This is a genomic window from Acidobacterium sp. S8, from assembly GCF_009765985.1.
Classification (GTDB): Bacteria; Acidobacteriota; Terriglobia; order Terriglobales; family Acidobacteriaceae; genus Alloacidobacterium.
The window spans coordinates 51,504-75,884 of record NZ_LMUM01000037.1; the positions used below are offsets into that span (position 1 = coordinate 51,504).

23 protein-coding genes are annotated in these 24,381 nt (G+C 56.4%); 11 read left to right on the top strand and 12 right to left on the bottom strand.

The window, feature by feature from the left end; all coding sequences use genetic code 11:
- Nucleotides 1-42: 42 nt before the first annotated feature.
- Entirely contained in the window at nucleotides 43-579 is a 537-nt protein-coding gene (locus GSQ86_RS19025) for a DUF2393 family protein (protein ID WP_158751776.1), read from the bottom strand.
- 280 nt (nucleotides 580-859) lie between these two features.
- Here GSQ86_RS19025 and GSQ86_RS19030 point away from each other — a divergent pair, with 280 nt between their 5' ends.
- Nucleotides 860-997, top strand: a complete 138-nt coding sequence (locus tag GSQ86_RS19030) for a hypothetical protein (RefSeq protein WP_158751777.1) — start codon at nucleotides 860-862, stop codon at nucleotides 995-997.
- Nucleotides 998-1,006: 9 nt separating this feature from the next.
- On the opposite strand, the gene GSQ86_RS19035 is transcribed toward GSQ86_RS19030, so the two are convergent.
- From GSQ86_RS19035 to smpB, 7 genes are all read right to left on the bottom strand, one after another.
- The gene (locus GSQ86_RS19035; RefSeq protein WP_158751778.1) at nucleotides 1,007-1,762 is read right to left on the bottom strand and encodes an ATP-binding protein; all 756 of its coding nucleotides are present in this window, start codon (nucleotides 1,760-1,762) and stop codon (nucleotides 1,007-1,009) included.
- 235 nt (nucleotides 1,763-1,997) lie between these two features.
- Entirely contained in the window at nucleotides 1,998-3,572 is a 1,575-nt protein-coding gene (locus GSQ86_RS19040) for an acido-empty-quinoprotein group A (RefSeq protein ID WP_158751779.1), read from the bottom strand.
- A 45-nt stretch (nucleotides 3,573-3,617) separates the two neighbouring features.
- Nucleotides 3,618-4,658, bottom strand: a complete 1,041-nt coding sequence (locus tag GSQ86_RS19045) for a cytochrome c (protein WP_216841212.1) — start codon at nucleotides 4,656-4,658, stop codon at nucleotides 3,618-3,620.
- A gap of 68 nt (nucleotides 4,659-4,726) precedes the next feature.
- On the bottom strand, nucleotides 4,727-6,124 hold the full coding sequence (locus tag GSQ86_RS19050) for a multicopper oxidase family protein (protein ID WP_158751780.1): 1,398 nt from the start codon (nucleotides 6,122-6,124) through the stop codon (nucleotides 4,727-4,729).
- A gap of 72 nt (nucleotides 6,125-6,196) precedes the next feature.
- Nucleotides 6,197-7,156, bottom strand: a complete 960-nt coding sequence (locus GSQ86_RS19055) for a sugar phosphate isomerase/epimerase (protein WP_158751781.1) — start codon at nucleotides 7,154-7,156, stop codon at nucleotides 6,197-6,199.
- Between the two features lie 30 nt (nucleotides 7,157-7,186).
- On the bottom strand, nucleotides 7,187-8,359 hold the full coding sequence (locus tag GSQ86_RS19060; RefSeq protein WP_158751782.1) for a Gfo/Idh/MocA family protein: 1,173 nt from the start codon (nucleotides 8,357-8,359) through the stop codon (nucleotides 7,187-7,189).
- 364 nt (nucleotides 8,360-8,723) lie between these two features.
- Nucleotides 8,724-9,266, bottom strand: coding sequence for an SsrA-binding protein SmpB (gene smpB / locus GSQ86_RS19065; RefSeq protein ID WP_158751783.1), 543 nt, complete (start codon nucleotides 9,264-9,266; stop codon nucleotides 8,724-8,726).
- 182 nt (nucleotides 9,267-9,448) lie between these two features.
- Between smpB and GSQ86_RS19070 the strand changes: the two genes are divergently transcribed.
- The 4 genes from GSQ86_RS19070 to GSQ86_RS19085 all read left to right on the top strand — a co-directional run bounded on the left by GSQ86_RS19070 (nucleotide 9,449) and on the right by GSQ86_RS19085 (nucleotide 13,602).
- Nucleotides 9,449-11,776: a cohesin domain-containing protein gene (locus tag GSQ86_RS19070; RefSeq protein ID WP_158751784.1), complete on the top strand. Its 2,328-nt coding sequence runs from the start codon at nucleotides 9,449-9,451 to the stop codon at nucleotides 11,774-11,776.
- A 167-nt stretch (nucleotides 11,777-11,943) separates the two neighbouring features.
- Nucleotides 11,944-12,405, top strand: coding sequence for a type II secretion system protein (locus GSQ86_RS19075; protein WP_254062492.1), 462 nt, complete (start codon nucleotides 11,944-11,946; stop codon nucleotides 12,403-12,405).
- Nucleotides 12,406-12,413: 8 nt separating this feature from the next.
- The gene (locus tag GSQ86_RS19080; protein ID WP_158751786.1) at nucleotides 12,414-12,815 is read left to right on the top strand and encodes a type II secretion system protein; all 402 of its coding nucleotides are present in this window, start codon (nucleotides 12,414-12,416) and stop codon (nucleotides 12,813-12,815) included.
- A 40-nt stretch (nucleotides 12,816-12,855) separates the two neighbouring features.
- Nucleotides 12,856-13,602: a hypothetical protein gene (locus tag GSQ86_RS19085; RefSeq protein WP_158751787.1), complete on the top strand. Its 747-nt coding sequence runs from the start codon at nucleotides 12,856-12,858 to the stop codon at nucleotides 13,600-13,602.
- Here GSQ86_RS19085 and yihA read toward each other — a convergent pair.
- The gene (gene yihA / locus GSQ86_RS19090; protein WP_158751788.1) at nucleotides 13,575-14,177 is read right to left on the bottom strand and encodes a ribosome biogenesis GTP-binding protein YihA/YsxC; all 603 of its coding nucleotides are present in this window, start codon (nucleotides 14,175-14,177) and stop codon (nucleotides 13,575-13,577) included. The two genes, GSQ86_RS19085 and yihA, sit on opposite strands and share 28 nt — an antisense overlap.
- 106 nt (nucleotides 14,178-14,283) lie before the next feature.
- Between yihA and GSQ86_RS19095 the strand changes: the two genes are divergently transcribed.
- The 3 genes from GSQ86_RS19095 to accC are packed head-to-tail and all read left to right on the top strand — an operon-like array spanning nucleotide 14,284 to nucleotide 17,266.
- Complete coding sequence (locus tag GSQ86_RS19095; RefSeq protein WP_254062493.1) at nucleotides 14,284-15,354, top strand: Xaa-Pro peptidase family protein; 1,071 nt, start codon at nucleotides 14,284-14,286, stop codon at nucleotides 15,352-15,354.
- A gap of 28 nt (nucleotides 15,355-15,382) precedes the next feature.
- A complete protein-coding gene (gene accB / locus GSQ86_RS19100) occupies nucleotides 15,383-15,883 on the top strand; it encodes an acetyl-CoA carboxylase biotin carboxyl carrier protein (RefSeq protein ID WP_158751790.1) in 501 nt (166 codons plus the stop codon).
- Between the two features lie 6 nt (nucleotides 15,884-15,889).
- Nucleotides 15,890-17,266, top strand: coding sequence for an acetyl-CoA carboxylase biotin carboxylase subunit (gene accC, locus GSQ86_RS19105; RefSeq protein WP_158751791.1), 1,377 nt, complete (start codon nucleotides 15,890-15,892; stop codon nucleotides 17,264-17,266).
- Here the strand turns inward: accC and GSQ86_RS19110 are convergent.
- On the bottom strand, nucleotides 17,260-18,591 hold the full coding sequence (locus GSQ86_RS19110; RefSeq protein WP_158751792.1) for an ankyrin repeat domain-containing protein: 1,332 nt from the start codon (nucleotides 18,589-18,591) through the stop codon (nucleotides 17,260-17,262). The genes accC and GSQ86_RS19110 overlap by 7 nt on opposite strands.
- Before the next feature lie 207 nt (nucleotides 18,592-18,798).
- Between GSQ86_RS19110 and thiE the strand changes: the two genes are divergently transcribed.
- Complete coding sequence (thiE, locus tag GSQ86_RS19115) at nucleotides 18,799-19,437, top strand: thiamine phosphate synthase (RefSeq protein WP_158751793.1); 639 nt, start codon at nucleotides 18,799-18,801, stop codon at nucleotides 19,435-19,437.
- A gap of 73 nt (nucleotides 19,438-19,510) precedes the next feature.
- On the opposite strand, the gene GSQ86_RS19120 is transcribed toward thiE, so the two are convergent.
- The gene (locus GSQ86_RS19120; protein WP_158751794.1) at nucleotides 19,511-20,047 is read right to left on the bottom strand and encodes a hypothetical protein; all 537 of its coding nucleotides are present in this window, start codon (nucleotides 20,045-20,047) and stop codon (nucleotides 19,511-19,513) included.
- A gap of 248 nt (nucleotides 20,048-20,295) precedes the next feature.
- On the opposite strand from GSQ86_RS19120, the gene GSQ86_RS19125 reads away from it, so the two are divergent.
- Complete coding sequence (locus GSQ86_RS19125) at nucleotides 20,296-21,849, top strand: APC family permease (protein WP_158751795.1); 1,554 nt, start codon at nucleotides 20,296-20,298, stop codon at nucleotides 21,847-21,849.
- Nucleotides 21,850-21,889: 40 nt separating this feature from the next.
- Nucleotides 21,890-23,440 (top strand): amino acid permease, encoded by a 1,551-nt coding sequence (locus tag GSQ86_RS19130; protein ID WP_158751796.1) that lies wholly within the window; start codon nucleotides 21,890-21,892, stop codon nucleotides 23,438-23,440.
- A gap of 78 nt (nucleotides 23,441-23,518) precedes the next feature.
- Here the strand turns inward: GSQ86_RS19130 and GSQ86_RS19135 are convergent, their stop codons facing one another.
- Nucleotides 23,519-24,193 (bottom strand): GNAT family N-acetyltransferase, encoded by a 675-nt coding sequence (locus tag GSQ86_RS19135; RefSeq protein ID WP_254062571.1) that lies wholly within the window; start codon nucleotides 24,191-24,193, stop codon nucleotides 23,519-23,521.
- Between the last annotated feature and the right edge of the window lie 188 nt (nucleotides 24,194-24,381).

Genomic DNA, 24,381 nt, shown 5'->3' on the forward strand with positions numbered 1-24,381 from the left:
CTTTAGATAGGAAAAATTTGCCTAGTGGGAGCGGAGTAGAAATTACTTGCTGCTGGTCTGGATAATGCGTACTTCAGGATATTGGCCATTCCAATCGCCGACTATCTGATCGAGAACTATGCGAAAATCGCGCCGATCCCCAGGTTTTATCGGATCGGCAGAGACAGGCTCTGTATCGACATACGGTTCGCGTGTGCGGATGAGAGCCAGCTGTTGAGTTTCTTTTTGTGCGAGCTGATTGCCGAAGTCGCGAAAGGCTAATTGCACCGTGATCGAGGAAATGGTCTGGGCGCCGGTATTAGTCAGCTGGCCGTCTACATAAGTCACTTTGCCTCCCGCGAAGTTGTGCGATTCGCTCATCTGGAGGCCGGTAATTGGCAAACTGGCTGCATAGGGATCAGCCGCGGCTAGTGCGGCTCCGCCGGGATTGTATGGGGCGGCCTTTTTCCCGCCAAAGATGAACAAAAGCAGCAAACCTGCGATCACAACCGCGCCAGCGATGATCCAGGGAAGAAAGGAACGGGACTCCTTTTCGGTTGTTTTGGAAAGAAATCCGGATGCATTCTGCTGATCGTTCATCAGTTGGATTTTACATCTGAGCCAGGAAAATCCTCGATCCGGGCTATTTGTATGTCACGAAATCGCGCATTTCGTCACGATTTAGATGTGATTTCGAGGCTTTTTAAGGCTGGATTTGAGGGTCAGTAATGCCGACGACACACCATCGCGCAAAAATTTACATATTTCGCACCTACTGAAGTCAAAACCGTGTCTAAATGGTACAGAACTACAGAAAGCTCATCCGGGTCACGAGCTGAAGCAAATGGGCTAAAGATACCGTTACGAATTTGAGGCTGAAATGGAAAACCTCCCTGAAACGCCTACCCTTCGAGCAGTAGTCAGGGCCGACGCCATGCCGAGAAAAGCCGCCGATTATGTTTATCAGGCAGCAACGGTGGTTGCGGCTTTGCTGCTGCTTTTGACAGCGGCTGTCTGATTTTTCTGTTCAGGCGAATCGCGCCCGCCGCTCACCGCGGCGGAAATCGCTGCCGGTCATCTCCACGACGACACACATCTCAGCCAGACGAGAGCGCATGCGTTCCCCGATACGGTCGCCCAAGGTTTCTTCGCGCATGGCGCGGTTCGCGGCTCCGGTCCCGCCGGGCGACTGGTCGGCGTAGTTCGTGGTGATGATCGTCGTACGTTTGTCGTTGTAGCGGGTATTGAGGATGTGGGCGACGGTATCCCATACCCAATCAGTTGGCTTGGCCGCGCCCAGCTCGTCGATCACCAGCACCTCGGCATCGAAGACCGGCCTGAGAATTTCCAGCTCCGTCGTGGATACCTGCGGGTTGTAGGAGTTCTGAATTTCCTTGAGCAGCTCGCGGTAGTCGCAAAAGAGGCCATGGACGCCTTTTTCAACGATCAGCGCCTGGAGAATTCCTACGCTCAGGTGGGTTTTACCTACTCCGATGGATCCAGTAAAGAGCAATCCCTGTCCGTCGGTGCCCACCGGGTAATTGTCCACGAACTGGCGCGCCCTTTGAGCGGCCATGGTCTGCGATCGGTCGATGCCCTGGCCGTCGAATTTGTAGTTTTCCAACGAACAGTGCTCGTAGCGGCGCGGAATACCGGCTCGAACCAGAAGCTGTCTCCGGCGACGCTCAAACTGACATTCGCAGGCTTCGGCTGCCTGGGTGCCGTTTTTTTGCCGGACCACCCGCATTCCCATTCCATCGCACTTTGGGCAGACTTCACTCATGGCTTTGCTTAGTATCGCAGGGGAGGATGTGTATATCCAGACCGGCGTTTCTCCGGTTCGCTAGAGGAACTTCTGCCGCTGAGGACGCTAAGAAAGCATAGCTCGCAGCTGTTGTGGTGGGCGCTGTGTCATCCTTCTTCACATTCGGAGCCAGGGGATGGGGAATGTGATGTCCCACCCTTCGCTTCGCTCAGGATGGGGCACCCAGGTTTTTGCCGATCAGCATGCTAATCCCTTATCGGGCGGACGCTGTCCTGTGGGTGGTTTCGGGGAGCGCCCAGGCGAAGAGCACGCCACCGCTGCTGGTCATGACATACTGCCGCCCGTCGAGTTCATAGGTGGAAGGCGAACTTTGCATCCCTGCACCTGTGCCGGCATGCCAAAGTGTCTTGCCATTGCTGGTATCCAGTGCGAGGACGTTTCCGTACGCGTCTCCAGTGAAGGTCAAGCCGGATTCGGTGGTCAGCACGCCTGCACCCGCACCTCCGCGGCCAACGTCGTGGCTCCAACGAATTTTGCCGGTTTGATAGTCGATCGCCTCGATGACACCTTTACCCCAAACGCCATAGTCAGCTCCTGCCCAGCCATAATTGCCGTCGGCAGGCTTGGCGAAGTAAATGCTGTAGCTCGGGTGGGCATCCACGATAAAAAGGCCGGTTTTTTGATCGAAACTAGGTGCGCGGAAATTGGTGAGACCGCCTTCATCCGGCGCGATAAAACGACCATCGGGCGCAGGTTCCTTGTCCGGGTTCGGAATGGGGCGGCCGTCTTTATCGACGCCGAGAGCCCAGTTCACAGGGCCAAATGGGGTGGTGAGCAAACTCTTCCCATTGGTGCGGTCGAGAACGAAGAAGTAGCCATTGCGAGAAGACTGCATGAGCATCTTGCGCGGCTGACCGTGGAAATCGCGGTCGACAAGGACAGGTGTTTCGACGGCGTCCCAATCATGCGTGTCATGGGGTGAGACGGAGAAGCCCCATGCGAGTTTTCCGGTGTCGGGATTGAGAGCGACAATGCTGCAGGTATAGTGGTTGTCGCCGGGACGAGTTTTGCCGTTGAGAACAGGTGTGGGATTGCCGGTGCCCCAGTAGAGGAGATTTAGGTCGGGGTCGTAGGTGCCGGTCATCCACGTCATGCCGCCGGTGGTGCTGTTCGGCGTTCCGGCTGGAGGCGTGCTGTTCCATTGCCACTGTGCTTCTCCGGTTTCAGGATCGACGGAACGCAGATAGCCAGACAGATTGTCGAAGTCTCCGGAGACGCCGACGATCACGTGGTTGCGGACGACAAGCGGCGCCATCGTGGTCCAGTAGCCCTTGGTTACGTCGGCAATCTGGACACTCCAACGGATCGTGCCATCTTTGGCGTTGAGCGAGATGAGGTGGCAGTCGGGAGTGAGGTAGTAAAGCCATCCCTTATACATGGCAACACCGCGCTGGCCGATATGGTCGCCCTGATCGGTGGGCTTGTTGTAGTGCCAAAGCATGTGGCCGGAGCGGGCATCGACAGCCCAGATGTGATCGGGAACGGTGAAATAGAGAACGCCATCGACCAGCAGCGGCGTGGACTTGATGGACGCGCCCTGGTTGGTCTGGAACGCCCAGGCAAGGCCGAGATTCCCGACATTTTGCGGCGCGATCTGCGTGAGATGGCTATGCCGCCGCCCGGTGTAGTCACCGTGATAGTTCGGCCAGGTGTCCGGCGCGGGATGCGCGATCGTGTCAGGATCAAGGTTTTGCGCGACCGACGCGTGCGGCATCAAGGGCAGGAGTGCGGCCGTAGCAAAGACCAAAGCGTGTTTCAAAAACTTCATAACAGTTATGTGACCTCGTCAATAGATGCGGGTGCAGCCGAGCACCTATCGCAGGGTTTGCAAGTATGCCATTAAATTGTGGATGTCGGCGTCAGTGTATTTGCTGAAGAGTTCCACGTGACCGTTCGCCGGATCTTCGACCGTGTAGTGGACGCGGTTCACAGACCATGAGTGATAAGTGCCACTGTCATCGCGTATGCCGACGGTGAACTCGTCGAGATAGATGACCAGACCGCGGATTTTTTCTCCTGACGGAAGGCTGACCGTTGCGTAGCGTTTGGCTTCGCGCGGGTAGAGCATCTGCTCTTCAAGTTGCAGGCCCTCAAGGCGGGAGGCAATCCCTTTCAGGTCTCCGGTGGCCGAGTGGCAGCTGGCGCAGGCATGGTCGAAGTATTGCTTTCCAGCTTCGACATTGCCTGTCTGCAAGTCAGAGACATCGACACCGCGGCGGCTGCCGGGATGCGCGGCGGCCTTGGACTGCTGCGAGTGAATGAAGGCCACGAGAGAAGCGACCTCGTCGTTCGAGAAATTAAAGGCAGGCATCTTCTTTTCCGGGCGGCCGTTGTGAATCACTTCAGAGATTTTGTTGCCGTTCACATCCGCGAGAACGAGTTTGGACCGCGTGAGGTCAGGTCCTGTTTCACCACCTGCGGCATCACGTCCATGGCAGAAGGCGCAGTTGCGCTGGAAGAGGCGTTGGCCAGCTTCGGCAGCACTCGTGGAAACGGTGGCTGAGTGCGCGGGCGCGGAAAGATCGTCCGTGGTGAGGAAATGCAGCAGCTCTGATAACTCACCGTCCTGAAGCGTAGGGAAGGCGGGCATGCGGCCCTTGCCTTTATGAATGAGATCGGTAATCTGCTGCGGATTGAGCTGGCGGCCCACATCGAGCAAGGGAGGGAAGCCTGGAATATTGCCCTCGCGTTGCTCACCATGACAGATGGAGCAGTGTTTTGCATAGGACTGTGCGCCGACGGACGCGGCAACATGCGCCGGTTCTGTGCCAGCGGGCGGCGCCTGCGCGCTCATCACAGCGGGAGAAATTCCGAGAAGAACGGCGAAAAGTGTTGCAGTGTGAATTTTCTTCATGAACCGATGGTTACCTTCCATCACAATTTTGGCTTCCGTACAGATGCTGTCTGAATCCGAGTTGGTGGTCATCCTGCGTACTTGATGAGCTGCATAAATCCGTAGTCCATGTGCAGCTGCTGATGACAGTGCATGAGGGTATCGCCGGGATTGTCGGCGACGAAATCTACAGCGACGCTGTCGAGCGGCATGACATTGATGACATCTTTCTTGAGGCCGCTGATCTGTTTATCGCCGATGCGCGTCACTTCGAATGTGTGGCGGTGGAGATGCATAGGGTGCTGATCTCCGCTGCCGTTGCGGAAGACGAGCCGATAACGCTTGCCTTTTTGCACGATGAGAGGATCGATGTCTGGCCATGACTTGTTATTGATGGTCCAGGTATCGAACTTCGATCCGTGAAGTGCGCCGATGTCGCGAAATGTCAGGGTAAAGGTCTGGTCGGGCTCAGGGGCAGCCGTTGTATTGGCAAACTGCGTGTAGTCCCATTCAGCGGGCGCGGGATCTTTCCATACGGGCGCGCCTTTTTTGCCTGCGTATTCGACGACGATGCCGAGGCCCATCTGCCGCGACTTTTCGTTCGTTGAGCCAAGTATCCAGACACCCGGCGAGTTCATTTCGACGACGGCATCGACGCGCTCGGCAACGGCGAGCGAGAGAACTTCGACTGATTTCGGATTGGGGACCGGATTGCCGTCCATGGCGATGATCTTGAAGGTGTGGCCGGGAAGCGCGAGCACGACATTTTCCGTGCCGCTGGCATTAAGCAGGCGCATAAGGATGCGCTGACCCTGCTTGACGCGGATCGGCTCGCCTGCACCCAGCATGTGGGAGTTGATGGTGGCGTACTTGTAGCCGACATCGGAGCCGGTGGTTTGAGGCATATTGGAGGACTGCTCTCGCATGGTATCGACCATGGGAACGAATGAGGGCTCCCAGTGATGAATGGCGAGGTTGATCTCCTGATCGTAGTGCGCGGGCTGCTCGCTGCCTTCGATCAGCAGAAAGCCGAATTGGCCGGTATAGGTGCCGATGGCGAGATTGTCGTTGGCGGTGGCGTGGGTGTGATACCAGCGCGTGCCCGAGGGGCGAGGCGTGAAGGAATAACGCTGCGTGTGGCCGGCAGGAATCATCGGGGAGCCTTCTTCCATCGCTCCGTCATTGAGCGAATCGATGGCGAGGCCGTGCCAGTGGACGATGTCGGCATTATCGGTTGCGTTGGTCACGTCGATGGAGACTGGGACGCCTTCGCGCAGGCGAAGCAGCGGGCCGGGAACCTGTCCGTTATAGGCAAGTGTCTTTATTGAAACGCCGGGACCGATATCAAGCGTGCAGGGTTCGATGCGAAGGGCATGGTCGGCTTTTGCGGCGTCGGGAGCGAGCGCGAAGGATCGCGGCACAAGCCCTTGAAGCGAACTGCCTGCGAATACCAGGGCCGACGATGAAATAAAGTTTCTTCTATTCATAATCTGTTGATTCCTGCCAAAGTGGATGCGCTTTCATTTGGCATTGTTTTTCACTAGGGAAATAAAGTTTCACTATACCCACCACGCGGCGCCGGGCGTTTCCTTAATGACGACTTCATTCAGGAATTGCGCGGCTTTGGTCAGGCCTTCTTCTGCTGAGAGGAGGCTGTCTTCGTGCTCGATGGATAGTACGTTGTCGTAGCCATACATGCGCAGCGTCGATACGAATTCTTTCCACCACTCCGCGCCGTGGCCATAGCCGCAGGTGCGGAAGATCCATCCGCGATTGCGCTCGTCGGTGTAGGGCTTGGTGTCGAGCACGCCGGTGCGTGGGAGATTGGCAGAGTAGATCTGCGTATCTTTCGCGTGAACGTGGAAGATGGCGTCTCCGAGGACGCGGATGGCGGCGATTGGGTCGATTCCTTGCCAGAACATGTGGCTGGGGTCGTAGTTGCAGCCGATGGATGGTCCGGCGATCTCGCGAAGGCGGAGCAGGGTTTCCGGGCTGTAGACGACGAAGCCGGGATGCATCTCGATGGCGATTTTGACATTGTGCTGGGCGGCGAATTCGGCGCGCTTGATCCAGTAAGGAGTGACGACTTCTTTCCATTGCCATGCCAGGACGTCGAGATATTCGGGCGGCCAGGGGCAGGTGACCCAGTTGGGAGCTTTCGCGTCGGGCGAGTCGCCGGGGCAGCCGGAGAAATCGACGACAACAGGGATGCCGAGTTTTTCTGCGAGCAGGATGGTTTTGCGATTGACCTCCTGCGCCGCTTCGGCCTGTTTGGGATCGGGATGAAGGGGGTTGCCGTGGCAGCTTAGCGCGCTGACGGATACACCGGAGTCGTCCAGAGTCTTGCGGAATTCTTTCAGGGCGTCGGCATCGTCCAGCATGGAGAGCTTGCAGTGGGCATCGCCCGGGTAGTTGCCGGTGCCGAGTTCCACTGTTGTGATGTTCAGGGCCTTGAGCTTGGCCAGAACATCCTTCAGCGGCAGTTGCGAAAGCAGCGGTGTAAATACTCCCAATTTCATTCCTGCATTGCTCCTTATGAACTGTGCTGCCTAGCTGTTTGACGGCGAGTGTTGCACGTTTTGCCATGCGCCGCCTGCTGCGTGGCTTTTCAACATGGCTTCGACAAGGCATGTTGAGCGGTAGCCATCTTCAAATGTAGCGAGCGCGGCTGGCCTGGCTTCCGGCTTTCCGCCTTCGCGGACCCACTGATACGCGTCACTCATAATGTTGCGGAAGGCGTCGGCCCATGATTCCTGGTGGCCGCCGGGCAGGTGGACGTAGGGAAGGACATCCTTGGAAACCAGCGAGGGGTCCTTCGCCATGATGCTGTTGGGTTGATTGTGCCGCCCGATCCAGAGCTCGTTCTGCTCTTCCTGTCTCCATTTAAGGGAGAGCGTTCTACCGTTTACTTCGAGTTGCAGGTCATTCTTGTGACCGGGCAGTACCTGTCCTACGGAAAAAGAGCCCTTCGCGCCGTTTTCGAAGCGGAGGAGGACGCTGGCTAAGTCTTCTGCATGCACTTCTACGGGCTGGCGATCGCTACCGCCTTTGGTGGAAAAGGCTTCTGCCGATGTGCCGGAGGAATAACGGACGGGAATGACGGTGGTAAGGTCGGCGAGTACGTAGGCGATCTTCAAGCCGGAGACATGTTCGGCGAGATCGCACCAGTGAGAGCCGATGTCTCCCAAGGCAGAGGTTGTTCCGCCTTTCGCAGGGTCGGAGCGCCACGAATAGACGTTTGGGTCGGTCATCCAGTCTTGAAGATAGTAGCCGTGGACGAAGCTGAGGTCCCCTGTTTCGCCGCGTGCGATCATGCCGCGTGCCTGTTGCACTAAGGGATTGCCGCGGTAATTGAAGGTGACGACATGGGCTACTTTTGCGGCGATGGCGGCGTCGCGCAGCTGGCGACCTTCGTTCGCATTCAGGGCCAGCGGCTTATCGGAGATGACGTGTTTGCCTGCCGCAAGGGCAGCCATCGTAACCGGAAGGTGCAGATGGTTGGGCGTGGTGTTATGGATGACCTGGATGTCAGGATCGGCGATCAGGGCTTTATAGTCGCCATAGGAGCGGTCAATCTTATATTCATGCGCCTTCTTTTCGGCTGATGCCTGGGAGGAGCCGGCGACGGCAACAATATCTACGTCTCCAAGTCGCCTGACGGCATCAATGTGGTGCGCTGCAACGAATCCCGGGCCGATGAGGCCCATTCCGATCTTTTTCATCCGGTGCTGTGTGTCCTCTACAAGGAATATGCTAAAACGCCGCGCTTCTTATCGTGTTCCAGTCGTGAGAAATTACATTCAGCCTGAAATGCGAAACCTCTCCGATGGAAGATAGCGAAGACGGGTAAGGCAGAGGAAATGCAGCAGTTTTTTCGAAGAGAACACAACAACTCCCCTTCCATTACTGAAAATATCTTATTGCCAAAGAAGCATATCGCTTTAGCTATAGAACTGTGAAGGGCTTGAGCTGAATTTGGGCGGAATAGTCCAATGCCGTGATGATGGAAATCATCCGAAAAGCCTGATGGGAGCGATTGAAATGTGAATACCTTCATTTCGCAGGCAATGAATATTTTTCCGTGAACTACTGGCGGCGAGAGCGAACGATGGCGGCTTTGGCTTCCTTATCAGCTTCGCGGCGGCGTTCGGTTTCACGCTTATCCCAGTCTTGTTTGCCCTTGGCGACGGCCAGTTCGCATTTGACACGGCCATTGCGGAAATAAAGGCGAGTGGGAATGAGCGTAAATCCCTTCTGCTGCGTCTTGATGAGTAGTTTGCGAATTTCTTCCTGGTGCAGCAGCAGCTTCCTCGTGCGGAGCGACTCGTGGTTGGTGTAGTTGCCGTGGGAATACGGACCGATATGCGCGTTCAACAGAAAGGCTTCGCCATCTTTAATGATGCCGTAAGCGTCTTTGAGATTGGCCTTGCCTTCACGGATGGATTTGACCTCCGTGCCACGGAGGGCTACGCCCGTCTCGATCTTGTCCGAAAGGAAGTAATTATGCCCGGCCGCGCGGTTCACGGCGGCGTCACGCGAACCGGCTGCGACGGGGTCGCGGGGTTTCGCCTGGGTTTTGACTTTTTGCGGGGCTGCGGGAGCCACCTGATGGCTGGTTTGGCGTGCCATGGGTACGAATCCTAATGCTAGCATGTGGACGGATGATAGCTGTTCCCCGGGAGGCCGCTGCTATAATCGGTCATCGCCCGGGAATGAAAAGAAACAAGTTGCTGGCTGAATTTTCTCTCTCCAAGCGTGCTCCGCAAGCCGCTCCCGAGGCCTTTTCCCCAGAGATGTTTACCTGGAGTTGCATGAAACGTCGAACCGTGAAGCCGGGTGCCGCGAAGCTGGTACTCTTTTCCATCGCATTGTGTGTTTTCTTTGGCTTTTCCACGAGCGCCCACGCGCAGTCTGCAAAGAAATGGTTTAAGCAGGCGGAGGACGCGGAAGCGAGAGAAGACGTTCAAACGGCCTATGATGACTACTACAAGGCCTTTCAGAAGGACCCCAAGGATCTGCGCTACAAGGCAGCTTATGAGCGCATGCGCTTCCCGGCTGCCACGGCCCATGTAAAACAGGGCGAGAAGCTGCGCGATCAGGGCGACAACACGGGGGCGCTGACCGAGTTTCTGCACGCGCTCGAGATCGATCCAAGTAATGAACTGGCGCAGCAGGAGATCCAGGCGACACGCGAAAAGATGAACGCGCCTCCGACCCAGGAGACCTCGGTTCCCCTGAATGCAAATCCTGTTTTCAGTGATATCAGCGGTCCGCCACAGCTGAAACCAATGTCGAATGAGCCGCTGACGATTCACTCAATCGAAGACAGCAAGATCGTCTACCAGACGGTAGGCAAGCTCGCCGGCATCAATGTGCTCTTTGATCCGGACTACACCTCGAAGCGCATCCAAGTGGACCTGACAAACGTAGATCTGTATGACGCGCTGCGGATTGTCGGCACCATCTCGGGCACATTCTGGCGCCCCATTACCGCGAATACCATTTTTGTGGCGCAGAACAATCGCGGCAAGCGCGCAGAGCTGGATGAGCAGGCGGTACAGACCTTCTATCTCACGAACGTATCGCAGCAACAGGACTTGAACGATGTGCAGACTGCACTGCGCAACGTGTTTACCGCTGGGCACCTGTACGCCGTGCCGAGCCAAAACGCGATCATCATGCGCGGTACGCCGGATGAGCTGTTGCTGGCGCAGAAGCTCATTAACGATCTGGACAAGGCGCGCGCCGAGGTTGTAATCGACATCGCGGTCATGGAAGTAAACCGCGATAAGACGCGGCAGATCGGTATTCAGCTTCCACAGACGGCGACGATCAATTTTCAGCAATCCAATGCAAACCAGACTTCGTCTTCTTCTTCTTCTTCCTCATCATCTTCCTCAGGTACATCATCGGGCACGAGTACAACGGGCGGCCTGACCCTGAATGACCTGGCGCATTTGAACGCCACGAACTTCGCTGTGACCATCGGACAGGCGCAGGCAAATCTCCTGCTGACCGATTCTGATTCTAAGATTCTGCAGAACCCGCGCATTCGCGCCTCCGACGGACAGGAAGCGACCCTGAAGATTGGTGAAAAGTATCCGGTCGCCACCGGTTCTTACCAGACGGGCGCAGCCACTGCGATCGTCAGCTCACTGGTGAACACGCAGTTCCAGTACATGGACGTGGGCGTGAACATCAATATGAAGCCCCAGATCCACTATGACCGCGACGTGACGGTGAAGATGAAGATCGAGGTCTCGACCATCGGTCCTGTGCTGAATCTGGGCGGCATCAGCCAGCCGGTCATTCTGAATAACAGCGCTGAGGAAACCATTCGTCTGAAAGAGGGCGAGGCCAGCATTATCGGCGGCATCCTTACCAAGTCGAGCACCCGCTCGTTGAGCGGCACCCCGGGGCTGGCAGAATTGCCTATCCTGCGATACATCTTTGGTTCTGAAACGCGCGAGACGCAGGACGATGAGATTGTCTTTCTGGTGATTCCGCATGTGGTGCGTGCAGCCCAGATTTCTCCTCTGAATACGCGCCAGATTGATACGGGCACAACGAACTCGATCGAGTTGCGCAGAATACAGGCCCCGGGCACTCCGCCGCAGGCGACCCCGGCAGTGGCACAGCCGGGCAGTCAGGGAATTCCCGGCCAATCGGCCGAGGCGGCAGCTCAGAACGCGCTGGGACAGATGCAACAGCAGGCCAATGCCGGTGCTCCTGTGAGTCTGCAACTGGCAGCTCCTCCGGCCCCGCAGAAGGTGGGAACGACGTTCCAGGTTCCGGTCAATCTTTCGGGCGGCCAGGACGTATTCTCCGTGCCACTGCAGATGCAATATGACAGCTCCAAGCTCAGTCTGATCAATGTCGATGTCGGAAACTTCCTCGGCAAAGACGGACAGGCGGTAGCGCTCGTGCATCGCGATGACGGCAACGGCGGCGTAACGATCTCAGCCTCGAGACCTCCGGGTGCGGCTGGCATCAGCGGAAACGGACCGGTGGTTGTACTCACTTTCCAGGCAAAGGCTCCGGGCGATGCTTCGGTTGCCATCTCGCGGCCTGTGGTGAGGAACAGCTCCCAGCAACCGGTGCCGGCCATGGGTTCGCAGGCAGTCGTACACGTGCAGTGAAGCAGGGCGCGGTTCGCGTGGCGGTCATGCAGCGAATTTTGCGAGAGGACTGGCTTTCGATATCGCGCTTGTGCGCGAACTGACAAGGCAGGTCCTTCGCGGCGCTCTGGAAACAAAACGAAAAACGCTTAAGGCAACAACATCTTTGGAATAGTGTGACTGTTTGCTTGAAATCACGGAGTAGAGGCGGTGAGGCGGGGCTCACGCTTGTAGAGCTGATCGTGACGGTTGCGATCCTCGCCATCCTTGCTTCAGCGGCAATTCCTCTGACTCGGTTGACTGTGAAACGGGAGAAAGAGCGCGAGCTTCACTACGACTTGTGGACGATGCGCGACGCAATCGACCATTACAAGGATGCGGCTGACCGAGGAGCCTTTCAGACAAAGGTAGACAGCTTCAACTATCCGCCGGATTTGCAGACGCTGGTAGACGGCGTGGATGTGCAGGGGAAAAAGGTGCGCTTTTTGCGGCGCATCCCCGTCGATCCTATGACGGGCAAGGACGAGTGGGGGATGCGGTCGATGCAGGATGACCCGACCAGCGACTCGTGGGGCGGCCAGAACGTCTTCGATGTGTCTTCCAAGTCGGATGGAACAGCGTTGGATGGGACGAAGTTTAACACGTGGTGATGATGCGGATGACGAGAAGAAGACGCGGGCAGGATGGATTTACGCTGGTCGAACTGATGGTGGTGATGCTCATCATCGGCGTGCTGGCAGCGATTGCGATTCCGTCTTATATATCGTCTCTAAAATCGGCGCGTGAAGCGGTGCTGAAGGAAGATCTGCACGTATTGCGGCAGGCGATCGATTCCTACACGATGGACAAAGAGAAAGGACCGCAGTCCCTCGACGACCTGGTGCAGGATGGCTATATCAAAGATGTGCCGGTGGATCCCATGACGCACAGCAACAGCACCTGGGTGACGGCGATGAGCGACACGCTTGAGAGCGTGGACCAGTCGGAGCCGGGAATTAATGACGTGCACAGTGGTTCGGATGAGATGGGAACGAACGGCCAGCCTTATTCGAGCTGGTAATTCCAGACCTCGTTCAGTCTGACGGCATCCAAGCATCTAGATGACTGAGCAGAATTATCCCGACACAGCCGAAATATTCGATCGATTTACGGCACTCGCGTCTATTGCCCTGGAAGCGGGTGGGCTGCTGGTTTTCGCGGGTGAATTAGATCGTCGCGGTATGGCAATCGCAGTTGCAAGCAATATTGCAGGCGCCGCCTCGCTGGCAGTGGATGGGAATGCTGAACGCGCGAAGCAGGCGCTGCGGCAGGGTATCTGCGATTTCATGGTCAACAGCCTGGATGAGGCGTTGCGCATTCTGAAAAATGAAATTCGCAAGAAACAGCCAGTATCGGTGGTGCTGGTAAGCGATCCAGCGCAGTCTGCGGCTGCGATGCTGGAGCGCGGAGTTCAGCCTGACCTTGTGGCTGGCGAAGGGCTGCAGTCAGAAAAATTTGTTGAGCGCGGAGCGAAGGTGCTTCCCGCTGCAGTGGCTACGGTCGGTTCGCTGGTCGTGACGTGGAGCGTTTCACAGGATGCCGCGAAGTGGCTGCCGCTTGTCGATGCTGTGGCTGCGGAAGCATTGGGGAGCGATGAGGACTCGCGTGTGAAATGGCTGCGGCTTGGCCCGCGCTATCTGCAGAAACAACTGTCGAAAGAAAGATATGTACGATTCACTGCCGATGAATTGGTCAGGTTTGTAGGACTCCTGCAGCAGCGCATTCACTCGGGTGAGATTGCCGTTCCGGTTGAGATTTTGAGCGACGGCCAGCCGGTGATTCAGCCCTCATCTTCTGCTGCGGTGTAGATCGCAGACCACACCTCTTTCAATCCAGCACCCGTTTTCGAGGAGCAAAGCAACAGGTCTTCAACCGCGAGGCCTTTTCGCAGCTCTGCTTGCGCTTTGACGCGCGCATTTCCGGAGAGACGGTCAGCCTTGGTTCCGATCACGAGAATGCGGCGGTCATGCGCCTGCAGGAAATGAATGAGCTGCGCATCGCTCTTCTGCGGCGGGATATTGCTGTCTACTAGGCAGAGGCAGAGCGCGAGGGTTGGGCGTTCGGCAAGGTAGGGCTCGATGAATTTGGGCCATTCGGAGGAGATGGATTTCGAGAGCTTCGCATAGCCGTATCCGGGCAGATCGGCGAAGTAAAGCTGGGGCTGCTGGCGGTCGGGCGAATCGGTAATGGAGAAAAAATTGATGGAGCGTGTGCGTCCGGGTGTAGACGAGATGTGCGCCTGCTTCGAGCCCAGGAGAGCATTGAGCAGGCTGGATTTGCCGACGTTGGAGCGGCCGAGGAATGCGACCTCGGGAATGGAGGGCGCGGGGAAGTGCTCAGGCGAGAATGCGGAGAGTAGGAATTTGGGATATACGCGTTGCATGGTGAAAGGCCAAGTATAGAAGAGATTGAATCTGCATGCGGTGCCGGCCTTCCTCTTTTCTGCTTCATTCCTGATATATCTATGAGGGATGAATTTTCTTCAGCGAATGCGCGCATTGCGTGGGCAGATGAAGAAGCAGGGATTGGATGCGCTGCTGGTGTCGCATCTTCCGAATGTGCGCTATCTGTGCGGTTTTACCGGATCGAATGCAGTGCTGGCGGTAACAGCGAAACGCTCGGCCATGTTTACAGATGGCCGCTATACGGCACAGGCAAAGGAAGAGACCCAAGGCGCGCGCCCAGTGATTGCGAAGAAGTCGGCGCTGCGTGAGGCTTGCGCATGGCTGGATGCGGCTGGCGTGGCGCGGGCTTATTTTGATCCGGAACAGACGACGGTTTCCGCGCTGGACATGATGCGGGGAGCGTTGACTGCGGGGAAGCGACGCGGCTTCTTTCACCCGCTGGGAAAGCCAGCGGTTTCTGCTCTGCGCATGGTGAAGGATGCGGATGAGCTGTTGCTCATGGAGCAGGCGGCACTACTCGGCTGCAATCTGTTTACGGCTGTGCTACCGCATATACAGAGCGGAGCGACTGAATCGGAGATTGCCGCTGATCTCGAATTTTTTGCTCGCAGCATGGGTGCAGAGGGCATGTCATTTGAGACGATCGTAGCTTCCGGGAAGCGCTCGGCGTTACCGCATGGGCGGGCCACAACCGCGAAGTTGCCGCGCAACGGCTTCGTAACATTGGACTTCGGTGTTATCCTCAAAGGTTATTGCTCCGATATGACGCGCACTGTGCACCTTGGAAAGCCGGGCAGGGAAGCGCAGTTCGCGTATGATGCGGTGCTGGAGGCGCAGGAGGCTGCGGTTGCCGCGGTTCAACCTGGCGCGACGTGCGGCGAAGTGGATGAAGCCGCGCGCGCGGTGCTTAAAAAAGCAGGGCTGGCGCAGTACTTTACGCATTCCACTGGGCATGGCGTGGGCATTGAGATTCACGAGTCGCCGCGCGTGGCCGCAGGTCAGGAACAATTGCTTGCGCCCGGTATGGTGATTACGATTGAGCCGGGTATTTATATTGAAGGGAAGTTTGGCATTCGTATTGAAGACATGGTTGCCGTGACGGAAAACGGCGGAAAAATTCTGACGCCTGCACCGAAGGCGTTGATCCAGCTATGATGCCTGAGAACTTGAGAGACATTCAAAGATGAATCCAGAAGAGATGAAAGAGCTCAAGGAACTGATTGAGTTTCTGAAAGAAAACAAGATTGGCGAGTTTGATCTTGAACGCGGCGAGCTGAAGGTTCGCATCAAGTTTGCGCAGGAAGGCTCTGCCGCGGATCTCGCGGGTTTGAGCCGCTTACTGGCATCCGCACCGGCTCCAGCAACATTGCCTGCGGTGCAAGCTGCTGCTGCTCCGAGTGGCGCGCCTGCACCGGCTCCGGCTGCTGAGAACGAAGACGCTTCCCTGCATATTGTGAAGTCGCCGATCGTGGGAACATTTTACGAGTCGCCCTCGCCTGGCACGCCTGCATTTGTGAAGGCCGGCGACCAGGTGGAGCAGGGCCAGGTCCTTTGCATTATCGAGGCCATGAAGCTGATGAATGAGATCGAGTCCGACGCATCGGGCGAGATCGTCAAGCGCTTTGTGCAGAATGGTCAGCCGGTGGAATACGGCCAGCAGCTCTTTGCGGTTCGTCCGCGCTAGGTTTCTATGTTTCGAAAAGTTCTAATCGCCAACCGTGGCGAAATTGCGCTGCGTGTGATTTGTGCCTGCAAGGAACTGGGGATTCGCACGGTAGCGGTGTATTCCGAGGCCGACCGCAACTCGCTGCACGTGCGCTTTGCGGATGAAGCGATCTGCATTGGACCTCCGCGCTCGGCGGAGAGCTATCTAAACGTTCCAGCGGTCATCAGCGCGGCGGAGATTGCCGATGTGGATGCGATTCATCCCGGCTATGGATTGCTGAGCGAGAACGCGAACTTCGCCGAAGTCTGCCGCGCTTCGAACATCAAGTTCATTGGACCACCGCCAGAAGTGACGCGGCTGATGGGCGAGAAGGAAAAAGCGCGTCAGGCGATGAAGAAGGCCAAGGTGCCGATTCTTCCTGGCTCCGATGGGGTCATCGCGAGCGAAGATGAGGCGCTGGAGTGGGCGAAGTCTGTCGGCTTCCCGGTCATTCTGAAAGCGACTGCGGGCGGTGGTGGACGCGGCATGCGTGTGGTGCGCTCGGCAGAAGAACTACCGGGGCTTTTTCAAGCTGCGAGCAGCGAGGCTTCGAATGCCTTCGGCAACGGCTCTCTCTACATGGAGAAGTTTATTGAGCGGCCGCGGCACATCGAGTTCCAGATTCTGGCCGATGAGCATGGCAATGTGATTTCGCTTGGCGAGCGCGAGTGTTCGATCCAGAGACGGCACCAGAAGCTGATTGAGGAAGCGCCATCGCTACAGGTAACGCAGAAGATGCGCGACGAGATCGGCAAGACGCTGAAGCGTTCGCTCGAACATGTCGGTTACCAGAATGCGGGCACGATTGAATTTCTGATGGATGAAGACGGCAAGATGTACTTCATCGAGATGAATACGCGCATCCAGGTGGAGCATCCGGTGACCGAGCTGGTGACTGGTATCGATCTCGTCAAGGCGCAATTGCGCATCGCTTCAGGCGAAAGGCTGTCGAGCATTCTGCCGGAGCCGACGACGATTCGAGGGCATGCGATTGAGTGCCGCATCAATGCAGAGCATCCGGAGAAGTTCACGCCATCAGCAGGTAAGATAAACGTCTTCAACGTTCCCGGAGGCAATGGCATTCGTGTAGACACGGCGCAATATGCCGAGGGAGTTGTACCGCCGTATTACGACTCGCTGATTGCCAAACTGATTGCGCATGGCAAAGACCGCCAAGAGGCAATGGCTCGCATGCAGCGCGCTCTCGATATGTTTGTCGTCGAGGGGATTCACACGACGATTCCGCTGCATCGTGGGATTTTTCAGGATGAGGAATTCCGCGAAGGCAACTTCGATACGAAGTTCATGGAGCGTTATTTCGAGCGCGAAAAAGAGCGGAAAGAAGCAGAAGGAATTCAGTAATTCCCTAGCTCGTCTTTCTCTGCGTTCGATCGAGGCTCTTCACCGAACCAATACCAGTTCGGCTCGGCGTAGCTTCCATGTTGCTCTAACCAACCGTCGATTCGCGGATTCACGGGCACGTGGCGTGCTGGGAGTTCAGCGCCTGCGGCTATCAGTGTTTCGATGATGCCGATATAGATCTCCGGATCGCCACCGTGCGCTGCCGACCATAGTGTCTGGCCGAAGACTGTTCCGCCGTAGATGTTCTTCATCTCGAGCGGCGGATTGTGCTGCAGTAGGATTTTGACTGTGTTCAGATGGCCGCCGATGACGGCGCAGTGCAAGCCGGTCTGGCCGTCGTCGCCCTGCGTTGCAGGATCGACGCCTCTCTCCAGAAGAAACTCAACCATTCCGGTATGGCCATATAGACATGCGTACCGAAATCCTGATTCCAGCTGTTTCCTTGTTGCGGATGGCTTCAGAGCGCCGTCATCGTTGAAGTAGCTTTTGGCCAGATCAAGACGGCCAATGCCTGCCGCCGATTCCAGCGTTAAGCCAGCGCCACGGCTGGCGAGAAATGCCGCAGCCTTTGTACGACCATTTGCCAGACATCCCAATACAGCCGGATGGTTGTTGCCTGCAGTGCGTGGCTGGTCAATGGTTGCGCCGTGGTCGAGCAAGGTCTGGAGAAGCGGTTCCTGCACTCCGGCAAGTTCAGGATGAATGCTGGTTGCAGCCAGGCCGAGTGTGGTGGCTCCTCCGCCGTAGACATTTGCTGTTGCATCGATTTCCGCTCCAGCTTCGAGCAGCAGGTTCGTGATCTGCACAATGTTTTTCGGAGTCTTCTGGCGATAATTTTCGACACCATTTGCGGCGACGTAGAGCAACAGCGTGGCTTGATGCTCGCGTGTCGAACGCATACGGACGAGTGGTGGATCTTCGTGCAGTAATCGTTGCAGCACAGATAGTTTGCCGGTGACGATTGCGTCAGCAGCGGCCTCGAATCTGCCGACGGACGAGTTTTCCCGCGTGAGGGCTTCCATGTGTCGCGTGAATTTGGGCCAGCTTTCGAAGCCATGCGAGCGAGCGATCACAAACTGCGCGTTAGTGAGTGTGCATTTCTCGGCAAGCTTTTCCCGAGCGAAGGATTCGGTCCGGTTCGCATCTGCGAGTGACGGCTTGCTACCTGCCCGTTGTGCCAGTGTTTCGATCCATCGATTCGTCCACTCGCTGATGGCGTTTCCGTCATGTGACTTTCCGGCTTTGACGAGTTCTTTGGCGAGTTTTCTATAACGTTCCAGGCTGGGACGAGGAGGAAGAGGCAGGGCATCCTGCGGGTTGGGCATACGAATCTCCTTTCAGTGCATGCCTGGAGTCCGCACGAATCAGGCTGAAAGAAGGTTCGCGACCTTCAGTTGTGAAACTCGTTGGGTGGGCAGAGCCCTTTCCGCGGACTGGATGCGCCCCGAGCGCTGCTCTTCTCTTATCACAGCGGTGCAAGGGAGGGCAATGAAGTGTCAGGAAACGTCGAATTTGTTTATCCTGAGAGGGCTATGTCATTCTCGTTACCTTCGCTTTATCCCATTCTGGATGCCTCTCTGCTGCCTTCCTTTGAACGCGGTGTCTATCTGGTACACACTGTGACTGAACTGGAGATGGCAGGCGTTACGTTGCTGCAATATCGCAATAAGCAGGGCAGCGATGACGAGATTCTTATCGATGCAGACAGGATGAGGAAGGCTGCCACGAGCGCGGTCACGCTTATCATGAATGATCATCCGGAGCTTGCCGTACGTGCGAATTTCGATGGCGTCCATGTGGGGCAGGACGATGAATCTGTTGCCGAAGCTCGAAGGATTGTTGGCCCGAACCGGATGGTTGGAATCTCGACCCACAACCTTGAGCAGGTAGCGGCCGCCGATGCGCTCCCTGTGGACTATCTTGCGATCGGGCCAGTATTTATGACGACTTCCAAGCTGAATCCTGACGCGGTGGTGGGGCTGGACGGCGTGCGTGCGGCGCGCAGGCTGACGCGCAAGCCATTGGTTGCGATTGGCGGCATTACGTTTGAGAATGCGTTTGAAGTGCTCGCGGCCGGGGCTGATTCGGTTGCTGTGATCTCAATGTTGTTTGGATCGGCAGAGGAACCGGCGAAGATCGCTCGGGAATTTCTTGCGATTGCTGGGCGATGATGGCTGCGCTTTCCTGCCGTTTCGTAAAGTACGAAAGATGGGCCCCAGATTTCGACTCCCGGACATGCTGCTTTTACGGCGTTGCGGGCGCGTCCTTTGAAGTAAGACCTTTCCAATCTTTCACCAGGGCGCTGAGCGCATCGTCGAAATTGCGATCGTGAGTCTTCTGCAGATTTGCACTTTCAATGGATTCGGTGAGCGTCCACAGGATGTAGTGCGTGGCGCGGTCGAAGATGGTCAGGCGCAGCATAGGCAGCGGGTCAGACGATCCTTTTGTCTTGTCGGCATCTTTAGGACCACTGGGCGCGACGAGCTGCAGCTGCACAACGAGATCGGCCTCTGCCGGGTCGGCGACAAGCGTGAATTTCCCCGATGATTGCAGCGCAGCATAGAACTGGTTATATGCGCGATCGGAGCTGCCGCTGAAAGGATGCGGGAAGAGTCCGCTGTCGGCTCCGGCATTGGATAGAAAAATCTTTTTGGCCGTATAAACTTTGGGTGGAAAAGGAGGGGCTTTCTCCGTTGACGCCTGCTGCGCTAGTACCATGGTTGCAGTGAGTAAGATGATACTGAGAATGGATGACCAAACTGCTTTTGTTTTATGAAGCATGATGGTTTTCCCCAGGTAGACAATATCCATACAGGTGGACGGCACAGAATAAAAAATGGTTTCGATTGTTAGGGAGTGCGCAGCCGTCTTCAAAAGCTAACAATCGCATTTCGGATTCTTAGAACGGCCGCAGTATCAAGTTTCGCGCGTGCTGGTACCAAACTGACTACCGGTGCGCTGATGGAATGAAGCAAGCCCTTCCCAAAGTCATGGCGCAATTCGGAAATTTCCGGTAGAACAAACATCAAGTGACCACGAGCACCCGACCTTCTCCAATACAAACGAACGCAGACAGCCCGCATCTGGTGCAACGGCTGGGGCTGTTCAGCTCGACGGCAATTGTCATCGGCTCGATGATTGGCTCGGGCATTTTTATCGTTCCGGCGGAGATTGGTCGCGGTGTGGGTTCGCCCGCGCTGCTGATTGGCGCCTGGCTGGTGACAGCAGTCATGACGATCATCGGCGCACTCAGTTATGGCGAGCTGGCGGCGATGATGCCCAAAGCAGGCGGACAATATGTTTATCTGAGAGAAGCCCTGGGCCCCCTGTGGGGCTTTCTTTTTGGGTGGACGCTTTTTCTCGTCATCCAGACGGGCACAATTGCCGCGGTTGCCGTGGCGTTCGGCAAGTTTCTCGGAGTGTTTTTCCCGACGATTTCTTCATCGCACTGGCTGCTGAAGCTGGGTCATGTTCCGGCTCTGAAGATTGGTCCAATGGTGCTCGGTAATATGGATGTCGGCTTGAACACAGCGAACCTGACGGGCATTCTGATTGTTCTTCTTCTGACTGTGGTGAATATTTTTGGCGTGCGTCTCGGCGCTCTGGTGCAGAACGTTTTTACGACCGCAAAACTGGCGTCGCTTTTAGGGTTGGTAATTCTCGGTTTCTGGTTCGGCAAAAATCCGGCGGCGATGGCGGCGAATTTTGGCCACAACTTCTGGCAAAATGCTTCGTGGCATGTGCTGCACCCGGTGCAGGTAGGTGTGGGTGGCCCGATTGCGATGGTCGGGCTGCTGGCGATTCTTGCTGTAGTGCAGACGGGCTCACTGTTTTCAGCCGATGCGTGGAATAACGTGACGTTTACCGCAGGCGAGATTCGCAACCCGAAGCGAAATCTGCCGCTTTCCCTGGTGCTTGGCACGGTGGTCGTGATCTCGCTCTATGTGGCGGCAAACTTTGTGTATCTGTTTGCGCTGCCGCTGGTTGGCGATCCGCACGGCGCGACGGCGGTTGCGCGCGGCATTCAGTATGCGGCGGAAGACCGCGTGGCGACGGCTGTGTTGCAGCAGATCTTCCATAACGGCGGCGCTTTTCTGATGGCCGCGGCAATCCTGATTTCTACCTTTGGCTGCGCGAACGGGATGATTCTGGCCGGGGCGCGCGTCTACTACGCAATGAGCTGCGACGGCCTGTTTTTCAAGGCGACAAGCGGGCTGCATCCGCGCTACAAGACGCCGGTGGCGGCGTTGATTGTGCAGGCAATCTGGACGTGTTTTCTTTGCCTGACGGGATCGTACAGCCAGCTGCTCGACTACATCATCTGCACCGAGCTGATCTTTTACATTCTGACAATCGCCTGCCTGTTTGTGCTGCGGCGGAAGCGTCCGGATGCCGAACGTCCTTACCGTGCTGTAGGATATCCAGTTCTGCCTGCCCTTTATATAGGTATGGCGGCGTGGATATGTGTCGTATTATTGCGCTACAAGCCGCAATTTACCTGGCCGGGACTGTGCATTGTGCTGCTTGGCGTTCCTGTCTACCTGATCTGGTCGCGTCGCAGACAGGAAGTTACGACGGTTTGAAACATGATTGATTTTTTCTTTGGAAGGAACGCGCTCGTACATGGCTAATTTGTTTGCAGTCAAACCGCTCTCCTCGTTGACAGCCGAAGCCGGTGAAGAGGGAGAGCACACACTCAGGCGGTCGCTGGGGCCGGTGAACCTGATTACGCTCGGTGTGGGAGCGGTGATCGGAGCCGGCATCTTTGTGCTGACCGGACAGGCCGCCGCGCTGCACGCAGGACCTGCGATTGCGCTGAGCTTTATTCTGGCGGGCATTACCTGCGCTTTTGCGGGTCTCTGCTATGCCGAGTTTGCCTCGCTGATTCCGATTGCCGGTTCGGCCTATACATACGGATATGCGACGCTGGGCGAGCTGGTGGCGTGGATTATCGGCTGGTGCCTTTGCCTGGAATATGCCTTCGGCGCGGCCACCGTAGCTTCGGGCTGGTCAGGATATTTTCTGAGCCTGCTGGAGCAGATTGGGCTGACGCCTTCTGCTTCGCTGGCACGATTTACGACGACTTACGGCAATGTGCTGTATCTCTATCACGGCCGCTGGATGCCGTTCATGTCGCTTCCAATGGGTGTGACGGATACGTCGGGGATGCCGCATGTGACGGGCGTCTTTAATGTGGTGGCCTTTGTCGCAATTGCGCTGGTGACAGTGGTGCTGGTACGCGGCATTAAGGAATCGGCCAACCTCAACTCTGCGATTGTGTTCGTGAAGGTTGGCGTTGTAGGCATCTTCCTTTTTCTGGGAATCGGCTTTCTGTTGCAACATCCTGATCTGGCCCGGATGAACTGGCATCCTTTTATCCCGCCAAAGATCGGACCGGGACAGTTCGGCATCAGCGGTATTGCTGCCGGCGCGGCATCCGTCTTCTTCGCATACATTGGGTTCGACGCGGTATCGACGGCAGCGCAGGAGGCGAAGAATCCGCAGCGCGATATGCCTATCGGCATTCTCGGGTCGCTGGTGATCTGCACGATCCTTTACATCGCAGTTTCGCTTACGCTCACGGGTCTTGTGAGCTACAAGGCGCTGAACGTGGCCGAACCTGTGGCCATCGGCATCGACGCGACAGGCGTGCGATGGGGCGGCATTCTGGTGAAGATCGGCGCGGTCTTCGGCCTTGGCACTGTGATGCTGGTGATGTTGCTGGGACAGTCGCGAGTGTTCTATTCGATGTCGCGCGATGGATTGCTGCCAAAATGGGCAAGCGCCATCCATCCCAAATTTCGCACTCCGTGGATTTCGAATATTGTGGTTGGCACCATCGTCGCTTTTCTGCCGGCGCTGTTGCCGATCGACAAGCTGAGCGCGATGGTGAACATGGGCACGCTGCTCGCGTTTGCTATTGTTTCGGCGGGCGTGTGGATTTTGCGCGTGCGGCAACCTGAGCTGCATCGGCCCTTCAAAACGCCGCTGGTGCCGCTGGTGCCGATCTGCGGTATCATCAGCGCGCTGTACCTGATTGCGAACCTGCCCACGCTGACGTGGATCGTAGTGAGTATCTGGCTGGTAGTTGGACTGGTGATTTATTTCACATATTCGACGAAACACAGCAAGGTGCAGAAGATGCCAGTGGAAACGACTGCTGGCAAGCACTGATTCGCTCGGCCATATTGCCGTTGTTAATGAAAAAGGTCCGAAGCGAGAGCCTCGGACCTTTTCACTTTGACTCTGAAGTTATTGTTTCGCGAAGCGAAGCATACGCTGTTCCAGCCTCGCTTTTACTTCAGGCCACTCCTCGTCAATGATGCTGAACCAGTGAGTATGGCGTGTGCTGCCGTCGTGAATGACGACGTGATTACGAAAGACGCCTTCAGGCTTCGCGCCGAGTGCCTGAATTGCGGCTTGAGATTTCAAATTATTGTGGTGAGTTTTGAACGCGACGCGGCGCGCATGCATCTTTTCGAAGGCATGGGTGAGCTGCAGGTATTTGGCTTCTACGTTGATACCCTTGCGTTGATAGGCCGGGTTCAGCCATGTCCAGCCGATTTCCAAATTTCTGTTGCGGGATTGAATATCGGCGAACCGGGTTGCGCCGATAACGCGGCCGTCGGCCTTTGATCGCGTCGCCCAGGCGATGATTGTGCCTGCGGCTGAACCATCGAGCCCAGTCTGAATATAGTGGCGCATATCGTTCTCTGTTTTCATCGGATCCGTCCACCACTGCCAGAGCCGCTGGTCCTGCGCGGCTTCGACGAGCGCGGGTAAGTGATCCATGCTTAACGGTTCCAGGCGGACGAGTGTGCCTTCCAGGATGACGGGGCTGACTTGCATGTGCATAGTGTAAAGAAGCGCTGTTATTTGCGCGTCAAGATGTTGTTGAGTACAGGCTTTCTTCGGCGTGCCGATCATCTCACTCACCCATTTCTTTACACGGCTCACCCGGGTGCAGTGGGCAAGGTAGTCATTGTGCCCATATAATGGCGCTTTGTGTACGTAGACTCGTTTTAATAAAACGTTTCCGCAAAGCACATTTCCGAGAAAAGGTAACGCTGTTTTGACTCTGGTTCCTGCTGAAATTAATTTCCGGAGACGGCTCC